This window comes from Prescottella defluvii (assembly GCF_000738775.1).
In the GTDB taxonomy this organism is placed as follows: domain Bacteria; phylum Actinomycetota; class Actinomycetes; order Mycobacteriales; family Mycobacteriaceae; genus Prescottella; species Prescottella defluvii.
In genome coordinates this window covers 1-15,742 of sequence record NZ_JPOC01000001.1, presented here as the reverse complement: position 1 = coordinate 15,742, position 15,742 = coordinate 1, and the positions used below count along the sequence as shown (strand labels likewise).

The following is a 15,742-nucleotide window of genomic DNA, read 5'->3' as shown; positions in this document are numbered from 1 at the left end:
CCGGGCCGCGAACGGATCCTCGCTGTCGTCGAGCACCTCCCGGGCAGCCTCCACGACGGATTCGAGATATGGCTCCACATCGATGTCCGGCACCACCCCGGCATCCCCGGCCCCAGCACCGAGGACAGCTTCGCGCCGCCTACTGAAGACGATGCCATTTTGCGGCGCAGGTCGGCGAATCGTGCCGCCGGTTCGGCTGGTCACCGAATGGCGGAGCTGTCGGCGCCGGGTTTTCGCTGCAAGTCCAAGGTTTGAACGAATGTTCGTTAGGTTCCGTTGCTGGCCGCGCCCCTGTGGCTGCTGCGCGCCCCGGGGGTGCGGACCGCACGCGGAAGGGTCACCGGCCGGCCCACCCCGACCGTGACCGTCACCGCCGGCGCCCTGCCCGACGGCCTCACCCTCACCGACGGCGGCGTGCTGTCCGGCACCCCCACCACCGCCGGCCGCTTCGAGTTCACCGTCACCGCCTCCAACGGCATCGGTGACGACGCCGTGCTGCCGGTGGTCCTCGACATCACCGACACCACCCCGGACCCGGCCGGGTCGATCGGGAGTTTCGGCTCGGTGACCTGGACCTCCTGACCCGCAGCCGGTACCGCCGCACGAATACAGTGGCCGCCCACCCCTCACCGAGGTGGGCCCGCCACCGGCCTTTCGTGCCGACAGCGCAGCAGGACAAGGACGGAGATGTCCTGCTGATCCTCACTGCCTCTCGGAGCCACCCGGTGTTCAGCGCTGACCGCGACGCCCACCGGACACGAGGGCCAAGGCCGCGGAGGTGACGGCCGCACCGGTCTGGACGATCGACGACAGCCGCGCGGCTCGTTCGAGGTCGGCGACGACCGGCGGCCGACCCGAGCCGAGGGTGGGCCGCATCTCCACGCCGTGCGCGTATTCGGTGCGTCCGCCCAGTTGGATTCCGAGCGCGCCCGCCGTGGATGCCTCGGCGACGCCGGCGTTGGGGCTCGGATGATTGGACGCGTCGCTCCGCCACGCGTCCAGGGCTCCGCGGGCCGAGCCGCCGACGAGCGGCGCCACCGCCACGGTGACCGCGCCGGTGAGACGGGCGGGCGCCAGGTTCACGACGTCGTCCCAGCGCGCCGCGGCCCAGCCGAACCGCCCGTACCTGTCGTTGCGGTAGCCGATCATCGCGTCGAGGGTGTTCGATGCGCGGTACGCCAGCAGCCCGGGCACTCCGGCCACCGCACCCCAGAAGAGGGCGCCGACGGTCGCGTCCGAGGTGTTCTCCGCCACCGATTCCAGGCTGGCGCGGGCCAGGCCGTCGGCGTCGAGCACGCTGGGATCGCGTCCGCACAGCGACGGCAGCAGCGCGCGCGCCGAGTGCAGGTCACCGGATTCGAGGTGTCGGGCCATGGTGCGCCCGGTGCCGGCGAGCGAGGTGCCGCCGAGGACGGTCCACGTCGCCGCGGCGGTCACCGCGGCCTCCCCCACCCACCCGGCGCGTCTTCCGAGGCGGTCGGCGACGACTCCGACGGCGGCGGTCGCGCCCACCAGGATCGCGGTGTGCGCGGCACCGGACAGCCGACTGTCGGCGTACGTCCGCTTCTCCAGTTCCATTGCGACCAGGCCGAATCCGGCGACCGGATGCCACCGGCGCGGGTCCGCGAACACCCGGTCCGCGGCGTAACCCAGGATCAGGCCGGCAGCCCTCGCGGTGGAGCTCGAACGGCGAACGGCGGGGTCCTGACGGGAGTTGCGAAGCACGACGGTAGTTCTATCACCGCACAGATCAGCGTTCGAACCCGCGACGCATGTCGTCGACGATCCGCGGCCGGTCCAGGGTCGAGGGCTCGAGGTCACGGCGTTGGCGGTCGAGGGAAAACACCGATGCGGCCGCGAGGGTCGCCTCGTCGAGGAATTGCCGCGGCGCGGCCGTCGGCGACAGTTCCAGTCCCGGAGCCGGGCCCGCCTGCGCGAGTACGTATCCCCAGTCACCGAAGCTCGGCACCAGGACGTGGTACGGGGTCACGCCCAGACCGACCGATTCGACGGTGGACACCGTGCGCCAGTACGCGTCCGGGGTGGAGTACGGGCTGCCGGACTGCACGACGACGAGTCCGTCGGGAGCGAGCACGGTCGACACGAGCCCGTAGAACTCCGTCGAGTACAGCCGCCCCAGCGTCGGGGTGTCCGGGTCGGGCAGGTCGACGATCACCGCGTCGAATCCGCCGCCCGGCTGGTCGCGCAGCCACCGGAACGCGTCCGCGACCACGACCGTCACCCGCTCGTCGTCGAGCGCGCCGGCGTTGAGGTTCCGCAGTCGGCTGTTCGCGAGGTCGATGACGGCCGGATCCAGCTCGACCTGGACGACCTCGCGGATTCCGTCCTGCCGCAGTACCTCCCGCGCGGCGAGGCCGTCTCCGCCGCCGAGGATCAGGACCCGCTCCGGGTTCCGGGCGAGGACCGGGTACACGAGCGCCTCGGTGTAGCGGTGCTCGTCGCGACTCGAGAACTGCAAGTCGCCGTCGAGGTACAGCCGGACGTCGCCGGACCGTTCGGTGACGACGATCTCCTGGTACTGCGACCGCTGTGCGTGCACCACCGGGTCGGGATAGAGCCGTTGCCGGGACGTGGTCTCGATGTCCGACGCGCGCACCAGCAGCGTCGCGAGCAGCGCCGAAGCGAGCAGCAGAGCCACCATCGACACCGCCCGCGCCATCGGCCGCAGGTGCCCGCGCAGCAGGAACAGGGCCGCGACCGCGGCGGCGACCAGGTTCACCATGCCGGTGAGCGCGGTGCCGCGGATCAGCCCGGCCGCCGGCAGCAGCAGGAACGGCCAGGCCAGACCGCCGACCAGTGCGCCCGCGTAGTCGGCCGCGTTGAGGTTGGCCAGCACCTTGCCGGTGTCGGCGGCATCGCCGCGGCGACCGGTCTGCAGCAGCGTCATCAGCAGTGGGACCTCGGCGCCGACGAGCATGCCGATCGCCGCGGTGGCGAGCACCAGCACCCAGGTCGACGAACCGAGGAACGTGAACGCCACGTACAGCGCGGCGGCACTGACACCGCCGACCAGCCCGAGCACCACCTCGACCGCCACGAAGGCGGGCGCGGGCCGATCCAGCAGCGGCTTGGCGGCCAACGCACCGAGTCCGAGCGCCGCCACGAAACCCGCCACGATCAGCGAGGTTTCGGTGATGCCGCCGCCGGTGAGGCTCGCCGACAACGTCAGCAGCGCGAGTTCGTACACCAGCCCACACGCCGCGCAGGCGGCGACGGCCGCCAACAGCAGCACCCGGGAGCGCCGGCCCAGCACGGGCGCGGACTCCACCGGCACCGGATCCGGGTGTGCCGCCGCGGTCACGACAGGGCTGCGGCGTTGACCAGGCCCACCGAGAACAGGGTCACCGCGACCGCCCACGCCGCACCGCACATGCGCGGCTCGGCCACCAGGGCGACGAGGCGCCCAGGCAGCAGCACGTTCATGATCGCCAGCGCGGCCGCCTGCAACACCACACCGACGACGCCGTACACCAGCGAGTCGACCAGTCCCTGCGCGAATCCGTCGGAGCTGGTGAGGATCGCGGTGACGACGATGACCGCCAGCGCCAGATGGTTGGCGCCGAGCAGCAGCGCCGCGTTGGGGTTCTTCTCGACGTACACCTGGTGACGCAGGTTCCCCGGCGTGAGCGCGTCGAGCATCGCGAAGCCGGTGGCGAGGACCGCAACTCCCACCGCGAAGTACGCCAGGGTGGCGAGCACCCCGCCGAAGAGCAGGCCTACATCGACGGTGCCGACCTCGGTGGCGGCGGCCAGGTTCGTGACGGTCATGTTCGCGCTCCCCGATAGGTATGTGGTGGATGTCATTTCGCGCCTCCGGAACCGCCGGAGGTGTTGCCCGCTGCCGGCGATCCGGGCGTGAACCCGGGACCGAGGTAGACGAAGTGCCCGCCGCGGTAGCGTCCGTCGAGGTCCTCGACCGCGACGGTGCTGCCGCCTTCGGCGGCCGGGCCGACGGTGACGATGTCGTCGTTGTAGCGCAGGTACTCGTTGTTGCCGTCCGCCTTCCGCGCAGCCGGCTCGTCGTCTTCGATGATGCGGTTCACGGTGGTGCCGACCGGGTCCGGCGAGTAATAGGTGGTGACATCGCCCTGCGTGCCCCGGCTCTCGAACTTGTCGGCGAGATGATCGCGGACGCTGCCACCGCATCCCGCGGTGAGCAGTGCCGCGGCCACCAGGACCGCCACGGCCGCGCCGCGCCTCACGGCCGCCACCGGCTCTCGGTCTCGACGATCACACCATCGGCGGCGCCCGGGTACAGATGCCACGTGCGCCAACGCCACTCGCCGGCGTCGGCCAGCCCGGTCAGCACGGTGAGGGCGTCCCCGTCGCCGGGAAACGCCGCGCACAGCCAGTTGCCGAGTGCCGACTGTTCCCGTAGCTGCTGCGCGCGATGCCGGAGTTCGTCGGCGCCGACCCGCTCGGTGCGGGAGGTGAACCGATAGCCGCGTCGTTCCTCGAGGGCGGGCAGACGACGGCCGCCGGACCGGACCGCGTCGCACGAGACCTGTTCGGTCAGAGTGCCGTCGGCGGCCGCTGCGGTGACCACGTGGGACGCGCCGATGATTCCGAGGGTCAGCTCCCCCGCGTCCGCGTCGTGCAGTCGCAGTTCGACGAGCGTCTCCGGTACGGGTGCGTCGAGCACCAGACCCAGGGCATCTGCGGAGACGTCGGTGGGAAGCACGTCGAGTAAGTGGACGCTCACTGCGCGGGACCGGAGTGGATGACGGTGAGTTCCCCGCGGGTGACGGCCCGGCCGGTCGACACCTCCCACGACGCGGTCCTGGCCCAGCGCTCGAACCCGAGCAGACCCGTCTTGTCGGCGGTCTCGTAGTCGGCGTAGTCCATCGACCCGGACGACGCCGTCCCGGTGGTGCCCTCGGCGGTGAACCGCGCGGTGCCCGACTCGATCTTCCGGTACACCCGGTCGTCGAGGATCACGTCGCCACCGGGTTCGAGGCCCGTGCCCTCACGCCTCATCCACAGTGTCAGCTCGAGGTCGCCCTCGTCGTCCTCGACGGTGAGCCAGCGGCGACCGGTGGAGCCGTCGAGCAGGTGCTCGCGCCACTGGTAGCCCTCCTCGTCGAGGACGATGGTGCCGCGCACGACGTGGTCGATGCCCGCGTACGTGACGATGTCGCCGACGCCGATCTTGTGCGGGTCGTAGACCTCCGGGTAGTCGGCGAGCGGGTCGACTCGTCGCGCAGGTCCCGACGGCGTGCGGGTCCGGAAGACGAACACCGCGATCCCCGCGACGATAACCAGGACTACCAAGACAATCAGGACAAGCGTCAGCACGGGTCTCCCCACAGTTGGATGCGATGTGCCCGCAAGATTACCGAGCGGTACCGGCCGGCCCGTCCCCACCGTCACCGGATTCGCCTCCCAGCAACCATTCCTCGAACGACGGGTTGCACAGGCACGCCGGCGAGCGTCGCAGTCGGAGCAACGCCACCGCACCGGCCGGGTCCGCCTCCCCCGACAGCACCATGGCCCGGGCGGCGATCAGACTCGACCGGTTGAGCCCCACCTGGCAGTGGACGAGGACCGGGCCGGTCTTGCGGCACGCGTTCACCCACGCCGCGAGGGCGTCGACCTGCTCGAAACCCTGATCGGCGCTGTCGTACATCCGCACGTAGGCCTCCGAGTCGACGCTGTGCGCGATCTCGTACTGCTCCCACGGGTACAGCGACACCAGGTGGGTGACGAACGTGGGCAGCAGCAGACCGTCGCGGCACCCGCCCTGCCACAGGTTCGGGGCGATCTCGCTGATCACCGGAACATCGAAGGGCAGGTGTCCGTGCGCGGTGATCCCGACGAGATGCTGCCGCATCGGGTCGAGGCTTATGTCGATCGCAGTGGGATCGACGGAGTCGTCGTTCACGCTCGGTGTCCGTTCACTATCGCAGGCAGGGGTTCGCAGCCAGAGATTCCAGTATCGCCCGGTTCCCGATCGTCGGGTGCCCGGAGATTTCCCCGGCCGTTTCGGCGATCCCGCGGTCGGGTTCGGGCTAGGCTCCCCCCGACGCGCAGCCTGAGCGCGAGAAACAACCTGGGGGTCCGAAATGCCCGATCGATCAGTCATGCCCGCGCGGAAGCCGACGAATTGGGTTGCGGGAGCGGTCGCCGCTGCGGCCGCTGTCGCGATCGCCGCGGGCGGGGCCGGGGTGGCGTCCGCCGCCGAGGCCGGCTCGTCCGGATCGCTCGACGTATCCCCGTCGCGGATCCTGGCGGACAGCGTCTACAAGGTCGGCTTCGACGTTCAGCCGGGCACGTACAGGACGGCCGGCGCCTGGCCCGGCAGCCTGCTGCCCTGCTCGTGGACCCGCATCGAGACACTGCCCCTCGGCGGAATCAACGCGATCGAACGCGGGGTTTCCTACGGGCCGGTCACCGTCACGATCGGGCCGGACGACGACGGCTTCGAGACGGCCGGCTGCCGCGGGTGGAATCCCGTCGTCGAGCCGGGCGCCGACGGCGGAACGTCGGGTGGTTCACTCGACTTCGGGTCACTGAGTACGGGTTCGCTCGGCTCCTGATCGAGCTCCCCGGAACGCCCCGCCCTGCGCGGGGCGTTCCGCGTTTCACCCCCGCAGGCCTGCCGGCCGCGGGGCGCATCCGGCTGACGTGTCCGCTTCGTCTGCTATTCATGTGCCATGCGTAGAACTCTTCTGACCGGCATCGCAGCACTTGCACTCGTCGTAGCCGGATGCTCCTCCGACGGGCCCGAGACCACCGCGTCGGCCACGTCCTCGACCACTGCCCCGTCGACCTCCGAACAGGTGGATGCGTCAGCCACAGCGGACATGCCCACCGGGAAGGCTCTCTTCGCTGAAGTCTGCGCAGGTTCGAAGGAGTTCTTCCAGGGCGCCGAGGAACTCTCCGAGATGATGGGCGAACCGTGGGATCGGGACAAGGCAGCCGATGAGTTCATGGATCTGATCGAGCATCCCGAGAACTACCCGGATCTCCAGGCGATGGCCGCAGAATCTGGCAGTCCCGTGGACAACGAGGAATGGGATCAACTGAGCAAGTCGGATCAGGAGCAGATCCGCAAGGCCATCTACGCGGCCGCGAAGGGTGAATGCTAGAGGCACTGCTCGAAAACCACGCCCGAACGGGAACTCACGGCACGCAATCAGCGCGAAAGTGTGCCGTGATTTCCCGTTCAGGGGATGCGGTGGGCGCGGAGGGTTTCGAACCCCCGACCGCTGGTGTGTAAAACCAGAGCTCTACCACTGAGCTACACGCCCGAATTCCGGCGGAGAAGTTCCGCCGGAATCGCTTCAGGACTTTAGCGCGGTGAGCGCGTTCTCCCAAGCTGCCTGGTCACGGGGCTCGCCGGGGCCGTTCATCTCCGCGAAGCGGATGATGCCGTCCTTGTCGATCGCGAAGGTGCCGCGGTTGGCGAATCCGAGTTTGTCGTTGAACACCCCGTACGCCTCGGCGATGGCGCCGTGCGGCCAGAAATCCGACAGCAGCGGGAAGGTGTAGCCCTGTTCGGCGGCCCAGATCTTGTGGGTCGGCGACGGGCCCACCGAGATCGCGAGGATCTCGGCGTCGTCGTTCTGGAACTTCGGTAGCTCGTCCCGCACACGGCACAGTTCGCCCTGGCACACCCCCGTGAAGGCGAGTGGGTAGAAGACGAGCAGAACGTTCTTCTTGCCACGGAAGTCGGAGAGCGTGACTTCCTGGTTGTTCTGGTCCTTGAGGGTGAAATCGGGCGCAGTGGCACCCACTTCGAGTGGCATACCTGGTCCTAACTCGGGTACGTCGACGCATCCGTCACGACAAACGTACGCCGCACGGATGAACCGAATGTGGTCTCGACGAGATCAGCGCTTGGGGGCGCGAGCCTTCGGCTGCACCAGGCGGCTGCCGCTCCACATCCCGAGGTTCGCGGCCGACGTCTGAGTCAGGCCGGCGGTGGGTGCGGATTCGGCGATCTCGCTGGGTTCGACATGCCCGGACTGGCCGGTCTTGGGGGTGAGCACCCACACGAACCCGTCGTCGGACAGCGGTCCGATCGCGTCCATCAGGGCGTCGACCAGGTCACCGTCGCCGTCGCGCCACCACAGCAGCACGACGTCCATGACCTCGTCGGAGTCCTCGTCGACCATCTCCCCACCGATGGCCTCTTCCACCGCCGAACGAATGTCGTCGTCGGTGTCCTCGTCCCAGCCCAGTTCCTGAACCACCATGTCGTGGGTAATGCCAAGCTTCTGAGCGTAGTTCTGAGCGTCCGCCGCGGCGACCACGGTGGTGTCCTCCTCTGTTCGGTGAGTGGCAGGGCCCGAACGGGCCCGACCGACTCCAGTGACGATCGAGCGTCTGTCGATCAATAGGTGAAAGCGAACATGGTCGAAGCCGTTCGCGCAAGCCGACGTCCCCGAAAACCTCGAGAAAATGTGATCGGCGTCGCCTCGGCGACGGCTGTAGGGACGAAATCCTGCCCCCACCGTATCCCGCGACGCGCCGGGGACCGAACAGCAGGAGCGGGGGGTGCCTTCGTATGCCCGATGGTGAAAGATGAGGGCTGCGCCATATTCATATGGAAACTCGGACGTTCCTAACAAGGACCGTCCGGATGGAGCGGACGCGATACCGCGCGTCCCACCACAATGAGGAGCACACCTTGTCAGACCTGATCCAGGGGCCCGCGTCTCAACCGAACGCCGACACACCAGGCGTTTCCGGAGCGGCCTCGTCACCCGCCGCGAACGCGCAACCCGGTACAGACGGCCGGGTCCGCGTCATCCGCGAAGGCGTGGCTTCCTACCTGCCGGACATCGATCCGGACGAGACCACCGAATGGCTCGAATCGTTCGACGGCCTGCTCGACCGATCGGGTTCCGCCCGCGCCCGCTACCTGATGCTGCGCATGCTCGAGCGCGCCGGCGAGAAGCACGTGGCGATCCCCGCCCTCACGTCGACGGACTACGTCAACACGATCCCGACCGAGAACGAGCCGTGGTTCCCCGGCGACGAAGAGGTCGAGCGCCGCTACCGCGCGTGGATCCGCTGGAACGCCGCGATCATGGTGCATCGCGCGCAGCGGCCCGGCGTCGGCGTCGGCGGCCACATCTCGACGTACGCATCGTCCGCGGCGCTGTACGAGGTCGGTTTCAACCACTTCTTCCGCGGTAAGGACCACCCGGGCGGCGGCGACCACATCTTCGTGCAGGGCCACGCCTCGCCGGGCATCTACGCCCGCGCCTTCCTCGAGGGCCGCATCCCGGCCGAGCAGATGGACGGCTTCCGTCAGGAGGCCAGCCACGCGCAGTCCGGCGGCGGCCTGCCGTCGTACCCGCATCCCCGTCTGCTGCCCGACTTCTGGGAGTTCCCGACGGTGTCGATGGGCCTCGGCCCGATGAACGCCATCTACCAGGCGAGGTTCAACCACTACCTGGACGACCGCGGCATCAAGGACACCGCCGATCAGCACGTGTGGGCGTTCCTCGGCGACGGCGAGATGGACGAGCCGGAGTCGCGCGGCCTCGCGCACGTCGCGGCCACCGAGGGCCTCGACAACCTGACCTTCGTCATCAACTGCAACCTGCAGCGCCTCGACGGCCCGGTCCGCGGCAACGGCAAGATCATCCAGGAGCTGGAGTCGTTCTTCCGCGGCGCCGGCTGGAACGTCATCAAGGTCGTGTGGGGCCGTGAGTGGGACTCGCTGCTGCACGCCGACAAGGACGGCGCGCTCGTCAACCTGATGAACGAGACGCCCGACGGCGACTTCCAGACGTACAAGGCCAACGACGGCGCGTTCGTCCGCGAGCACTTCTTCGGCCGCGATCCGCGGACCAAGGCTCTGGTCGCGGACCTCTCCGATCAGGAGATCTGGAACCTCAAGCGCGGCGGGCACGACTACCGCAAGATCCACGCGGCGTACGCGGCGGCGATGGCGCACAAGGGCCAGCCGACGGTGATCCTGGCGCACACCATCAAGGGCTACACCCTCGGCAAGCACTTCGAGGGCCGCAATGCCACGCACCAGATGAAGAAGCTGACGCTCGACGATCTCAAGCGGTTCCGCGACATCCAGCGCATCCCGATCTCCGACGCCGAGCTCGAGAAGGATCCGTACCTGCCCCCGTACTACCACCCGGGGCCGGACTCACCGGAGATCCAGTACATGCTGCAGCGCCGCAAGGCACTCGGCGGGTTCCTGCCGTCGCGCCGCAACGATGCCGCGCCGCTCCCGCAGCCCGCGGACAAGACGTACGACGTCGTCCGCAAGGGTTCGGGCAAGCAGGAGGTGGCGACGACGATGGCCGTCGTGCGCATCCTCAAGGAACTGTTGCGGGACAAGGAGATCGGCAAGCGGATCGTGCCGATCATCCCCGACGAGGCCCGCACGTTCGGTATGGACTCGTGGTTCCCGTCGCTGAAGATCTACAACCGCAACGGTCAGCTGTACACCTCCGTCGACGCCGAACTGATGCTCGCGTACAAGGAGAGCTCGGTCGGCCAGATCCTGCACGAGGGCATCAACGAGGCCGGTTCGACGTCGTCGTTCACCGCGGTGGGCACGTCGTACGCCACCCACGGCGAGCCGATGATCCCGGTGTACATCTTCTACTCGATGTTCGGCTTCCAGCGGACCGGCGACGGCCTGTGGGCGGCGGCGGACCAGATGGCCCGCGGTTTCGTGCTCGGCGCCACCGCCGGACGCACCACCCTGACCGGTGAGGGCCTGCAGCACGCGGACGGCCACTCGCTGCTGCTGGCGTCGACCAACCCGGCGGCCGTCACCTACGATGCGGCGTTCTCGTACGAGATCGCGCACATCGTCAAGGACGGTCTGCGCCGCATGTACGGCGGCACCCCGGGCGTGGACGGCTTCGGTGGAGAGAACATCTTCTACTACCTGACCGTCTACAACGAGCCGTACCAGCAGCCCGCCGAGCCGGAGAACCTCGACGTCGAGGGCCTGCTCAAGGGCATCTATTTGTTCAAGCCGGCCGAGGTTTCCGGGCCGCGGGCCCAGATCCTGGTCTCGGGCGTCACGATGACGGACGGCCTGCGCGCCCAGAAGCTGCTCGCCGACGAGTGGGGCGTCGCCGCGGACGTGTGGTCGGTGACCTCGTGGGGCGAGTTGCGCCGCGACGGCGTCGAGTGCGAGCGCGAGGCGCTGCGCAATCCGGGCGTCGACGCACCGGAGGCGTACGTCACGAAGGCGCTCTCGCAGGCGCAGGGCCCGTTCGTCGCCGCATCCGACTGGATGCGCGCGGTGCCGGACCAGATCCGTCAGTGGGTGCCCGGCGCGTACACGACGCTCGGCACCGACGGGTTCGGCTTCTCCGACACCCGCCCGGCAGCGCGACGCTTCTTCAACGTCGACGCCGAGTCGATCGTCGTCGCGGTGCTCTCGGCGCTGGCGAAGTCCGGTGAGATCGACCGCGCCCGGGCTGTCGAGGCGGCGGCCCGCTACCGGATCGACGACGTGCTCGCCGCTCCGAAGCAGACGTCGGATCCCGGCGTCGCCTGAATCCGCGCGATCAGGCCACTGATCGGCAACTGAACCACGCCCGCCGCCTGCACGAGTGTCCCGAGGACGCCGTGCAAGCGGCGGGCGTAAGTTCCTTTCATGGCCGAGGATCAGCCCGAGACGTCGAACGGCTCCGCGGAGCCGCCCGCCCTGCGTGAGGCACCGGCGCCGACCCCGGCGCGGCGTGTCCGTTATCAACCCCCGACCCCCGGGACGGGAGGTCGGCCCACCCGCGATTCCCTGCCCGACGCGCTGCTGCGCCGGGTCAAGCAGTTCTCCGGGCGGCTGTCCACCGAGGCCATCGCCTCGATGCAGGATCAGCTGCCGTTCTTCACCGACCTCGATGCCGAGCAGCGCGCGAGCGTCCAGATGATCGTCCAGAGGTCGGTCGTCAATTTCCTCGAGTGGCTCACCGACTCCGACAGTGACATCCGCTTCACCATCGACGCCTACCAGGTGATTCCGCAGGACCTCGCCCGCCGACTGACACTGCGGCAGACGGTCGACATGGTGCGGGTTGCGATGGAGTTCTTCGAGCAGCGTCTCCCGGCGCTCGCCCGCAACGACCGACAACTCGTGGCGCTGACCGAGGCGATCCTGCGCTACGGGCGGGAACTCGGTTTCGCGGCCGCCTCGGTGTACGCCAGCGCCGCCGAGTCCCGCGGCGCGTGGGACACCCGGCTCGAGGCGCTGGTCGTGGACGCGGTGGTGCGCGGCGACACCGGCGCGGATCTACAGTCCCGGGCCGCGACCCTGAACTGGGACGCCACCGCGCCGGCGACCGTCATCGTCGGGACGCCGCCACCGGAGGTGGGCGTGTCGGTGATCGGCACGGTGCACAGCACGGCGCAGCGGCACGACCGCGGGGCGCTCGCGGTGATCCAGGGCGACCGGCTCGTCCTGGTCGTCAGCGGCGAACTGCACGGCAGCAAGGCCGCGCGCGAGTTCATGACCGATCTGATGGCCGCGTTCTCCGCCGGCCCGGTGGTGATCGGTCCGACCGCCCCGAGTCTGGGGGCCGCGCACTTCAGCGCCACCGAGGCGCTGGCCGGCATGGAGGCCGTCGCGGGGTGGCGCGGCGCTCCGCGGCCCGTGTTCGCCGCCGACCTACTACCCGAACGCGCGCTGCTCGGCGACACCGCGGCCGTCGTCGCTCTGAACGAACGTTTGATCCAGCCACTGTCGGCCGCCGGCTCCGCGCTGTCGGACACGCTCGACGTGTACCTGGATTCCGGTGGGGCCGTAGAGGCTTGTGCCCGTCAGCTGTTTGTTCATCCAAATACTGTCCGGTATCGGCTGAAGCGAATTGCGGAAGTAACCCGGAGGGACCCGACCAACTCGCGGGACGCGTATGTGCTCCGCGTCGCAACCACGGTGGGCCGACTTGCCCAAACACGTCACGAAACGTCGACTTCCGACACATCAGTCACAAAATTCACATTTAGGAATGTCGGGACGTAACACGGGGGCGCCCGTTTTCGATAGCGGCGCCCGACGTGCATTTTTGTAGGAAACCTACAAAACACGTGTCCAGGTTTCATTCCCGACAACATCTCGCGCCACCGGGCGACGGTGTTCCCTTATATGCGTGATTTCGTTGCTAGCCCCGGGTCAGGGCTCTCAGACCCCCGGCATGCTCAGCCCCTGGCTGCAGCTGCCGGGCGCACACGATCGCGTTGCCCTGTGGTCGAAGGCCTCCGGCCTCGATCTCCTACGCCTCGGCACCACCGCCTCGGCCGACGAGATCACCGATACAGCAGTGACACAGCCTCTGGTCGTGGCTGCCGCGCTCCTCGCCTACGAGGAGCTCGAACGTCGCGGCCTGATCCCCGCCGACACCGTCGCCGCCGGTCATTCCGTCGGCGAACTCGCGGCGGCAGCCGTCGCCGGCGTCCTCTCCTCCGACGATGCGGTGATGCTCGCCGCGATCCGTGGCGGCGAGATGGCGAAGGCCTGCGCTCTCGAGCCCACGGGGATGTTCGCGGTCCTCGGTGGGGACGAGGACATCGTCCTGTCCCGGCTCGAGGAACTCGATCTCACACCGGCCAACCGCAACGCGGCGGGCCAGATCGTGGCGGCCGGGCGGCTCGATGCCCTCGAGCAGCTCGCCGCGAACCCGCCGGAGAAGGCCCGCGTGCGGGCGCTTCCGGTGGCGGGTGCGTTCCACACTCGGTTCATGGCGCCCGCTCAGGACGCCGTGGCCGAGGCCGCGTCGCGGATCACACCCAACGATCCGTCCCGCACCCTGCTCTCCAACTCGGACGGCGCGCCGGTGACCTCCGGCGCCGATGCCCTGACTAAGCTGGCCGCGCAGGTGACCCGACCTGTGCGCTGGGACCTGTGTACCGCGAGCCTGCGGGCCGCCCAGGTCTCGGCGATCGCGGAACTCCCCCCGGCAGGCACCCTGATCGGGATCGCCAAGCGCGAAATGCGCGGTACCCCGAACACGGCGCTCAAGGAACCCGGGGATCTGTCCGCACTGACCGAGTTCACCGAAGTCGGTTAGCTTGCTGCGCGCTCACGATGCGCGCACCGGGTCGGCCCCGGTCGGCCCGGACCATCGAAAACGACACATCGAATGAAGAAGGGAGCCACTCAGTGGCCACCAACCAGGAAGAAATCATCGCCGGCCTCGCTGAGATCATCGAGGAGGTCACCGGAATCGAGCCGTCCGAGGTGACCATCGAGAAGTCCTTCGTCGACGATCTCGACATCGACTCGCTGTCCATGGTCGAGATCGCGGTGCAGACCGAGGACAAGTACGGCGTGAAGGTTCCGGACGAGGACCTCGCGGGCCTGCGCACCGTCGGCGACATCGTCGCGTACATCCAGAAGCTCGAAGCCGAGGGTGGCGACACCGCCGAGACCGTCAAGGCCAAGCTCGAGGCCGCCAAGAACGACGACGAGTGAGCCAACCGTGACTTCCGCTTCTGCCCGAGGGCGATTACCGAACATCGTCGTCACCAGCCTTGCGGCTACGACGTCGGTAGCCGGAGATGTGGATGGCACGTGGAAGGGCCTGCTGGCCGGTGAGAGCGGCATCGACGTTCTCCACGGCTCGTTCGTCGAAGAATTCGATCTCCCGGTGCGTTTCGGTGGCCAACTCAAGGTCCCGTTCGACGACGCGCTGAGCCGGGTCGAGATTCGACGCATGAGCTTCGTGGAGCGACTCGCTCTCGTTCTCGGTCGACAGGTCTGGCAGAACGCCGGCAGCCCCGAGGTCGACAAGGATCGACTCGGGGTTGTCATCGGCACCGGACTCGGCGGCGGCGAAGCTCTCGTCGACGCCGTCGACAAGCTGCGCGAGGGCGGATACCGCAAGGTGTCGCCGTTCGCGGTTCAGATGGTGATGCCGAACGGTCCGTCGGCCACCGTCGGACTCGAACTCGGCGCGCGCGCCGGTGTCATCACGCCGGTCTCGGCGTGTTCGTCCGGGTCGGAAGCCATCGCTCATGCGTTCCGCATGATCGCGATGGGAGACGCGGACATCGTCGTCGCGGGTGGTGTCGAGGGCAGCATCGACTCGGTACCGATCGCGAGTTTCGCAATGATGCGTGCACTCAGCACTCGCAACGACGACCCGAAGGCGGCCTCGCGCCCCTTCGACAAGGACCGGGACGGGTTCGTCTTCGGTGAGGCCGGAGCCTTGATGATCCTCGAGACGGAGGAACATGCGAAGGCACGCGGGGCGACAATCCACGCGCGCCTGCTCGGTGCCGGCATCACCTCGGACGGCTTCCACATCGTGGCGCCCGATCCGGAAGGCACGGGCGCGGCACGCGCCATGACCCGCGCCATCGAGACCGCTGGTCTCGCCAAGTCCGACATCAAGCACGTCAACGCACACGCGACCGCAACCCCCATCGGCGACATCGCCGAGAGCATCGCCATCAAGGCGGCGGTCGGCACGCATCCTGCGGTGTACGCGCCCAAGTCGGCACTGGGCCACTCGATCGGCGCCGTCGGCGCCCTCGAGGCAGTGCTCACCGTCCTGAGTGTGCGTGAGGGCGTCATTCCCCCCACGCTCAATCTCGACAACCAGGATCCCGAGATCGACCTGGACGTCGTCAAGGGTGAACCCCGCTACGGCGACATCGATTTCGCAATCAACAACTCGTTCGGTTTCGGTGGGCACAACGTCGCGCTCGCCTTCGGCCGGGCTTGACCCCCAGCCGAATCCGCTGGACTGCCAGGTGGGGGCCCCGCACCCCGGGGCCCCCACCTGGCAGT

General features: G+C 68.8%; 17 protein-coding genes and 1 tRNA gene. 8 read left to right on the top strand and 10 right to left on the bottom strand.

Features of this window, described 5'->3' with window-relative positions; translation table 11 throughout:
* The first annotated feature begins 276 nt into the window (after window positions 1-276).
* Window positions 277-582, top strand: a complete 306-nt coding sequence (locus IJ15_RS0100090) for a putative Ig domain-containing protein (RefSeq protein WP_031936318.1) — start codon at window positions 277-279, stop codon at window positions 580-582.
* 147 nt (window positions 583-729) lie between these two features.
* Here the strand turns inward: IJ15_RS0100090 and IJ15_RS0100085 are convergent, their stop codons facing one another.
* The 7 genes from IJ15_RS0100085 to IJ15_RS0100055 are packed head-to-tail and all read right to left on the bottom strand — an operon-like array spanning window position 730 to window position 5,902.
* Window positions 730-1,725 carry a cobalamin biosynthesis protein gene (locus tag IJ15_RS0100085; RefSeq protein ID WP_031936317.1) on the bottom strand — a complete coding sequence of 332 codons (996 nt, stop codon included), beginning with the start codon at window positions 1,723-1,725 and terminating at the stop codon, window positions 730-732.
* Between the two features lie 25 nt (window positions 1,726-1,750).
* Complete coding sequence (locus IJ15_RS0100080; RefSeq protein WP_051918412.1) at window positions 1,751-3,322, bottom strand: polyamine aminopropyltransferase; 1,572 nt, start codon at window positions 3,320-3,322, stop codon at window positions 1,751-1,753.
* Window positions 3,319-3,789: a DUF350 domain-containing protein gene (locus tag IJ15_RS0100075; RefSeq protein ID WP_031936315.1), complete on the bottom strand. Its 471-nt coding sequence runs from the start codon at window positions 3,787-3,789 to the stop codon at window positions 3,319-3,321. The genes IJ15_RS0100080 and IJ15_RS0100075 overlap by 4 nt, the downstream gene beginning before the upstream one ends.
* Before the next feature lie 32 nt (window positions 3,790-3,821).
* Entirely contained in the window at window positions 3,822-4,232 is a 411-nt protein-coding gene (locus IJ15_RS0100070; protein WP_031936314.1) for a DUF4247 domain-containing protein, read from the bottom strand.
* Entirely contained in the window at window positions 4,220-4,723 is a 504-nt protein-coding gene (locus tag IJ15_RS0100065) for a DUF2617 family protein (RefSeq protein WP_031936313.1), read from the bottom strand. The genes IJ15_RS0100070 and IJ15_RS0100065 overlap by 13 nt, the downstream gene beginning before the upstream one ends.
* The gene (locus tag IJ15_RS0100060; RefSeq protein WP_031936312.1) at window positions 4,720-5,316 is read right to left on the bottom strand and encodes a DUF4178 domain-containing protein; all 597 of its coding nucleotides are present in this window, start codon (window positions 5,314-5,316) and stop codon (window positions 4,720-4,722) included. The genes IJ15_RS0100065 and IJ15_RS0100060 overlap by 4 nt, the downstream gene beginning before the upstream one ends.
* 37 nt (window positions 5,317-5,353) lie before the next feature.
* Window positions 5,354-5,902: a protein-tyrosine phosphatase family protein gene (locus IJ15_RS0100055; RefSeq protein ID WP_231569370.1), complete on the bottom strand. Its 549-nt coding sequence runs from the start codon at window positions 5,900-5,902 to the stop codon at window positions 5,354-5,356.
* A 199-nt stretch (window positions 5,903-6,101) separates the two neighbouring features.
* Here IJ15_RS0100055 and IJ15_RS25200 point away from each other — a divergent pair, with 199 nt between their 5' ends.
* Both IJ15_RS25200 and IJ15_RS0100045 read left to right on the top strand, forming a co-directional pair.
* A complete protein-coding gene (locus tag IJ15_RS25200; RefSeq protein ID WP_051918411.1) occupies window positions 6,102-6,557 on the top strand; it encodes a hypothetical protein in 456 nt (151 codons plus the stop codon).
* 117 nt (window positions 6,558-6,674) lie between these two features.
* Entirely contained in the window at window positions 6,675-7,109 is a 435-nt protein-coding gene (locus IJ15_RS0100045) for a hypothetical protein (RefSeq protein ID WP_156111975.1), read from the top strand.
* A 90-nt stretch (window positions 7,110-7,199) separates the two neighbouring features.
* Here the strand turns inward: IJ15_RS0100045 and IJ15_RS0100040 are convergent.
* The 3 genes from IJ15_RS0100040 to IJ15_RS0100030 all read right to left on the bottom strand — a co-directional run bounded on the left by IJ15_RS0100040 (window position 7,200) and on the right by IJ15_RS0100030 (window position 8,276).
* A tRNA-Val gene (locus IJ15_RS0100040) sits at window positions 7,200-7,271 on the bottom strand.
* A 33-nt stretch (window positions 7,272-7,304) separates the two neighbouring features.
* Window positions 7,305-7,769, bottom strand: coding sequence for a peroxiredoxin (locus IJ15_RS0100035; protein WP_031936308.1), 465 nt, complete (start codon window positions 7,767-7,769; stop codon window positions 7,305-7,307).
* Between the two features lie 84 nt (window positions 7,770-7,853).
* Window positions 7,854-8,276 carry a DUF3052 domain-containing protein gene (locus tag IJ15_RS0100030; protein ID WP_031936307.1) on the bottom strand — a complete coding sequence of 141 codons (423 nt, stop codon included), beginning with the start codon at window positions 8,274-8,276 and terminating at the stop codon, window positions 7,854-7,856.
* A 377-nt stretch (window positions 8,277-8,653) separates the two neighbouring features.
* Between IJ15_RS0100030 and aceE the strand changes: the two genes are divergently transcribed.
* From aceE to IJ15_RS0100005, 5 genes are all read left to right on the top strand, one after another.
* Entirely contained in the window at window positions 8,654-11,512 is a 2,859-nt protein-coding gene (gene aceE, locus IJ15_RS0100025) for a pyruvate dehydrogenase (acetyl-transferring), homodimeric type (RefSeq protein WP_031936306.1), read from the top strand.
* Window positions 11,513-11,611: 99 nt separating this feature from the next.
* Entirely contained in the window at window positions 11,612-12,973 is a 1,362-nt protein-coding gene (locus IJ15_RS0100020; RefSeq protein ID WP_031936305.1) for a PucR family transcriptional regulator, read from the top strand.
* 127 nt (window positions 12,974-13,100) lie between these two features.
* Window positions 13,101-14,018, top strand: coding sequence for an ACP S-malonyltransferase (locus tag IJ15_RS0100015; protein WP_031936304.1), 918 nt, complete (start codon window positions 13,101-13,103; stop codon window positions 14,016-14,018).
* A 92-nt stretch (window positions 14,019-14,110) separates the two neighbouring features.
* Window positions 14,111-14,422: a meromycolate extension acyl carrier protein AcpM gene (gene acpM / locus IJ15_RS0100010; protein WP_031936303.1), complete on the top strand. Its 312-nt coding sequence runs from the start codon at window positions 14,111-14,113 to the stop codon at window positions 14,420-14,422.
* A gap of 7 nt (window positions 14,423-14,429) precedes the next feature.
* The gene (locus IJ15_RS0100005; RefSeq protein ID WP_031936302.1) at window positions 14,430-15,677 is read left to right on the top strand and encodes a KasA/KasB family beta-ketoacyl-ACP synthase; all 1,248 of its coding nucleotides are present in this window, start codon (window positions 14,430-14,432) and stop codon (window positions 15,675-15,677) included.
* The last annotated feature ends 65 nt before the right edge of the window (window positions 15,678-15,742 follow it).

Excerpts from the sequence above, each read along its gene's own strand:
- IJ15_RS0100075 (WP_031936315.1), bottom strand. The coding sequence starts at position 3,789 with ATGACCGTCACGAACCTGGCCGCCGCCACCGAGGTCGGCACCGTCGAT.
- IJ15_RS25200 (WP_051918411.1), top strand. The coding sequence starts at position 6,102 with ATGCCCGCGCGGAAGCCGACGAATTGGGTTGCGGGAGCGGTCGCCGCT.
- IJ15_RS0100045 (WP_156111975.1), top strand. The coding sequence starts at position 6,675 with ATGCGTAGAACTCTTCTGACCGGCATCGCAGCACTTGCACTCGTCGTA.
- IJ15_RS0100035 (WP_031936308.1), bottom strand. The coding sequence starts at position 7,769 with ATGCCACTCGAAGTGGGTGCCACTGCGCCCGATTTCACCCTCAAGGAC.
- IJ15_RS0100020 (WP_031936305.1), top strand. The coding sequence starts at position 11,612 with ATGGCCGAGGATCAGCCCGAGACGTCGAACGGCTCCGCGGAGCCGCCC.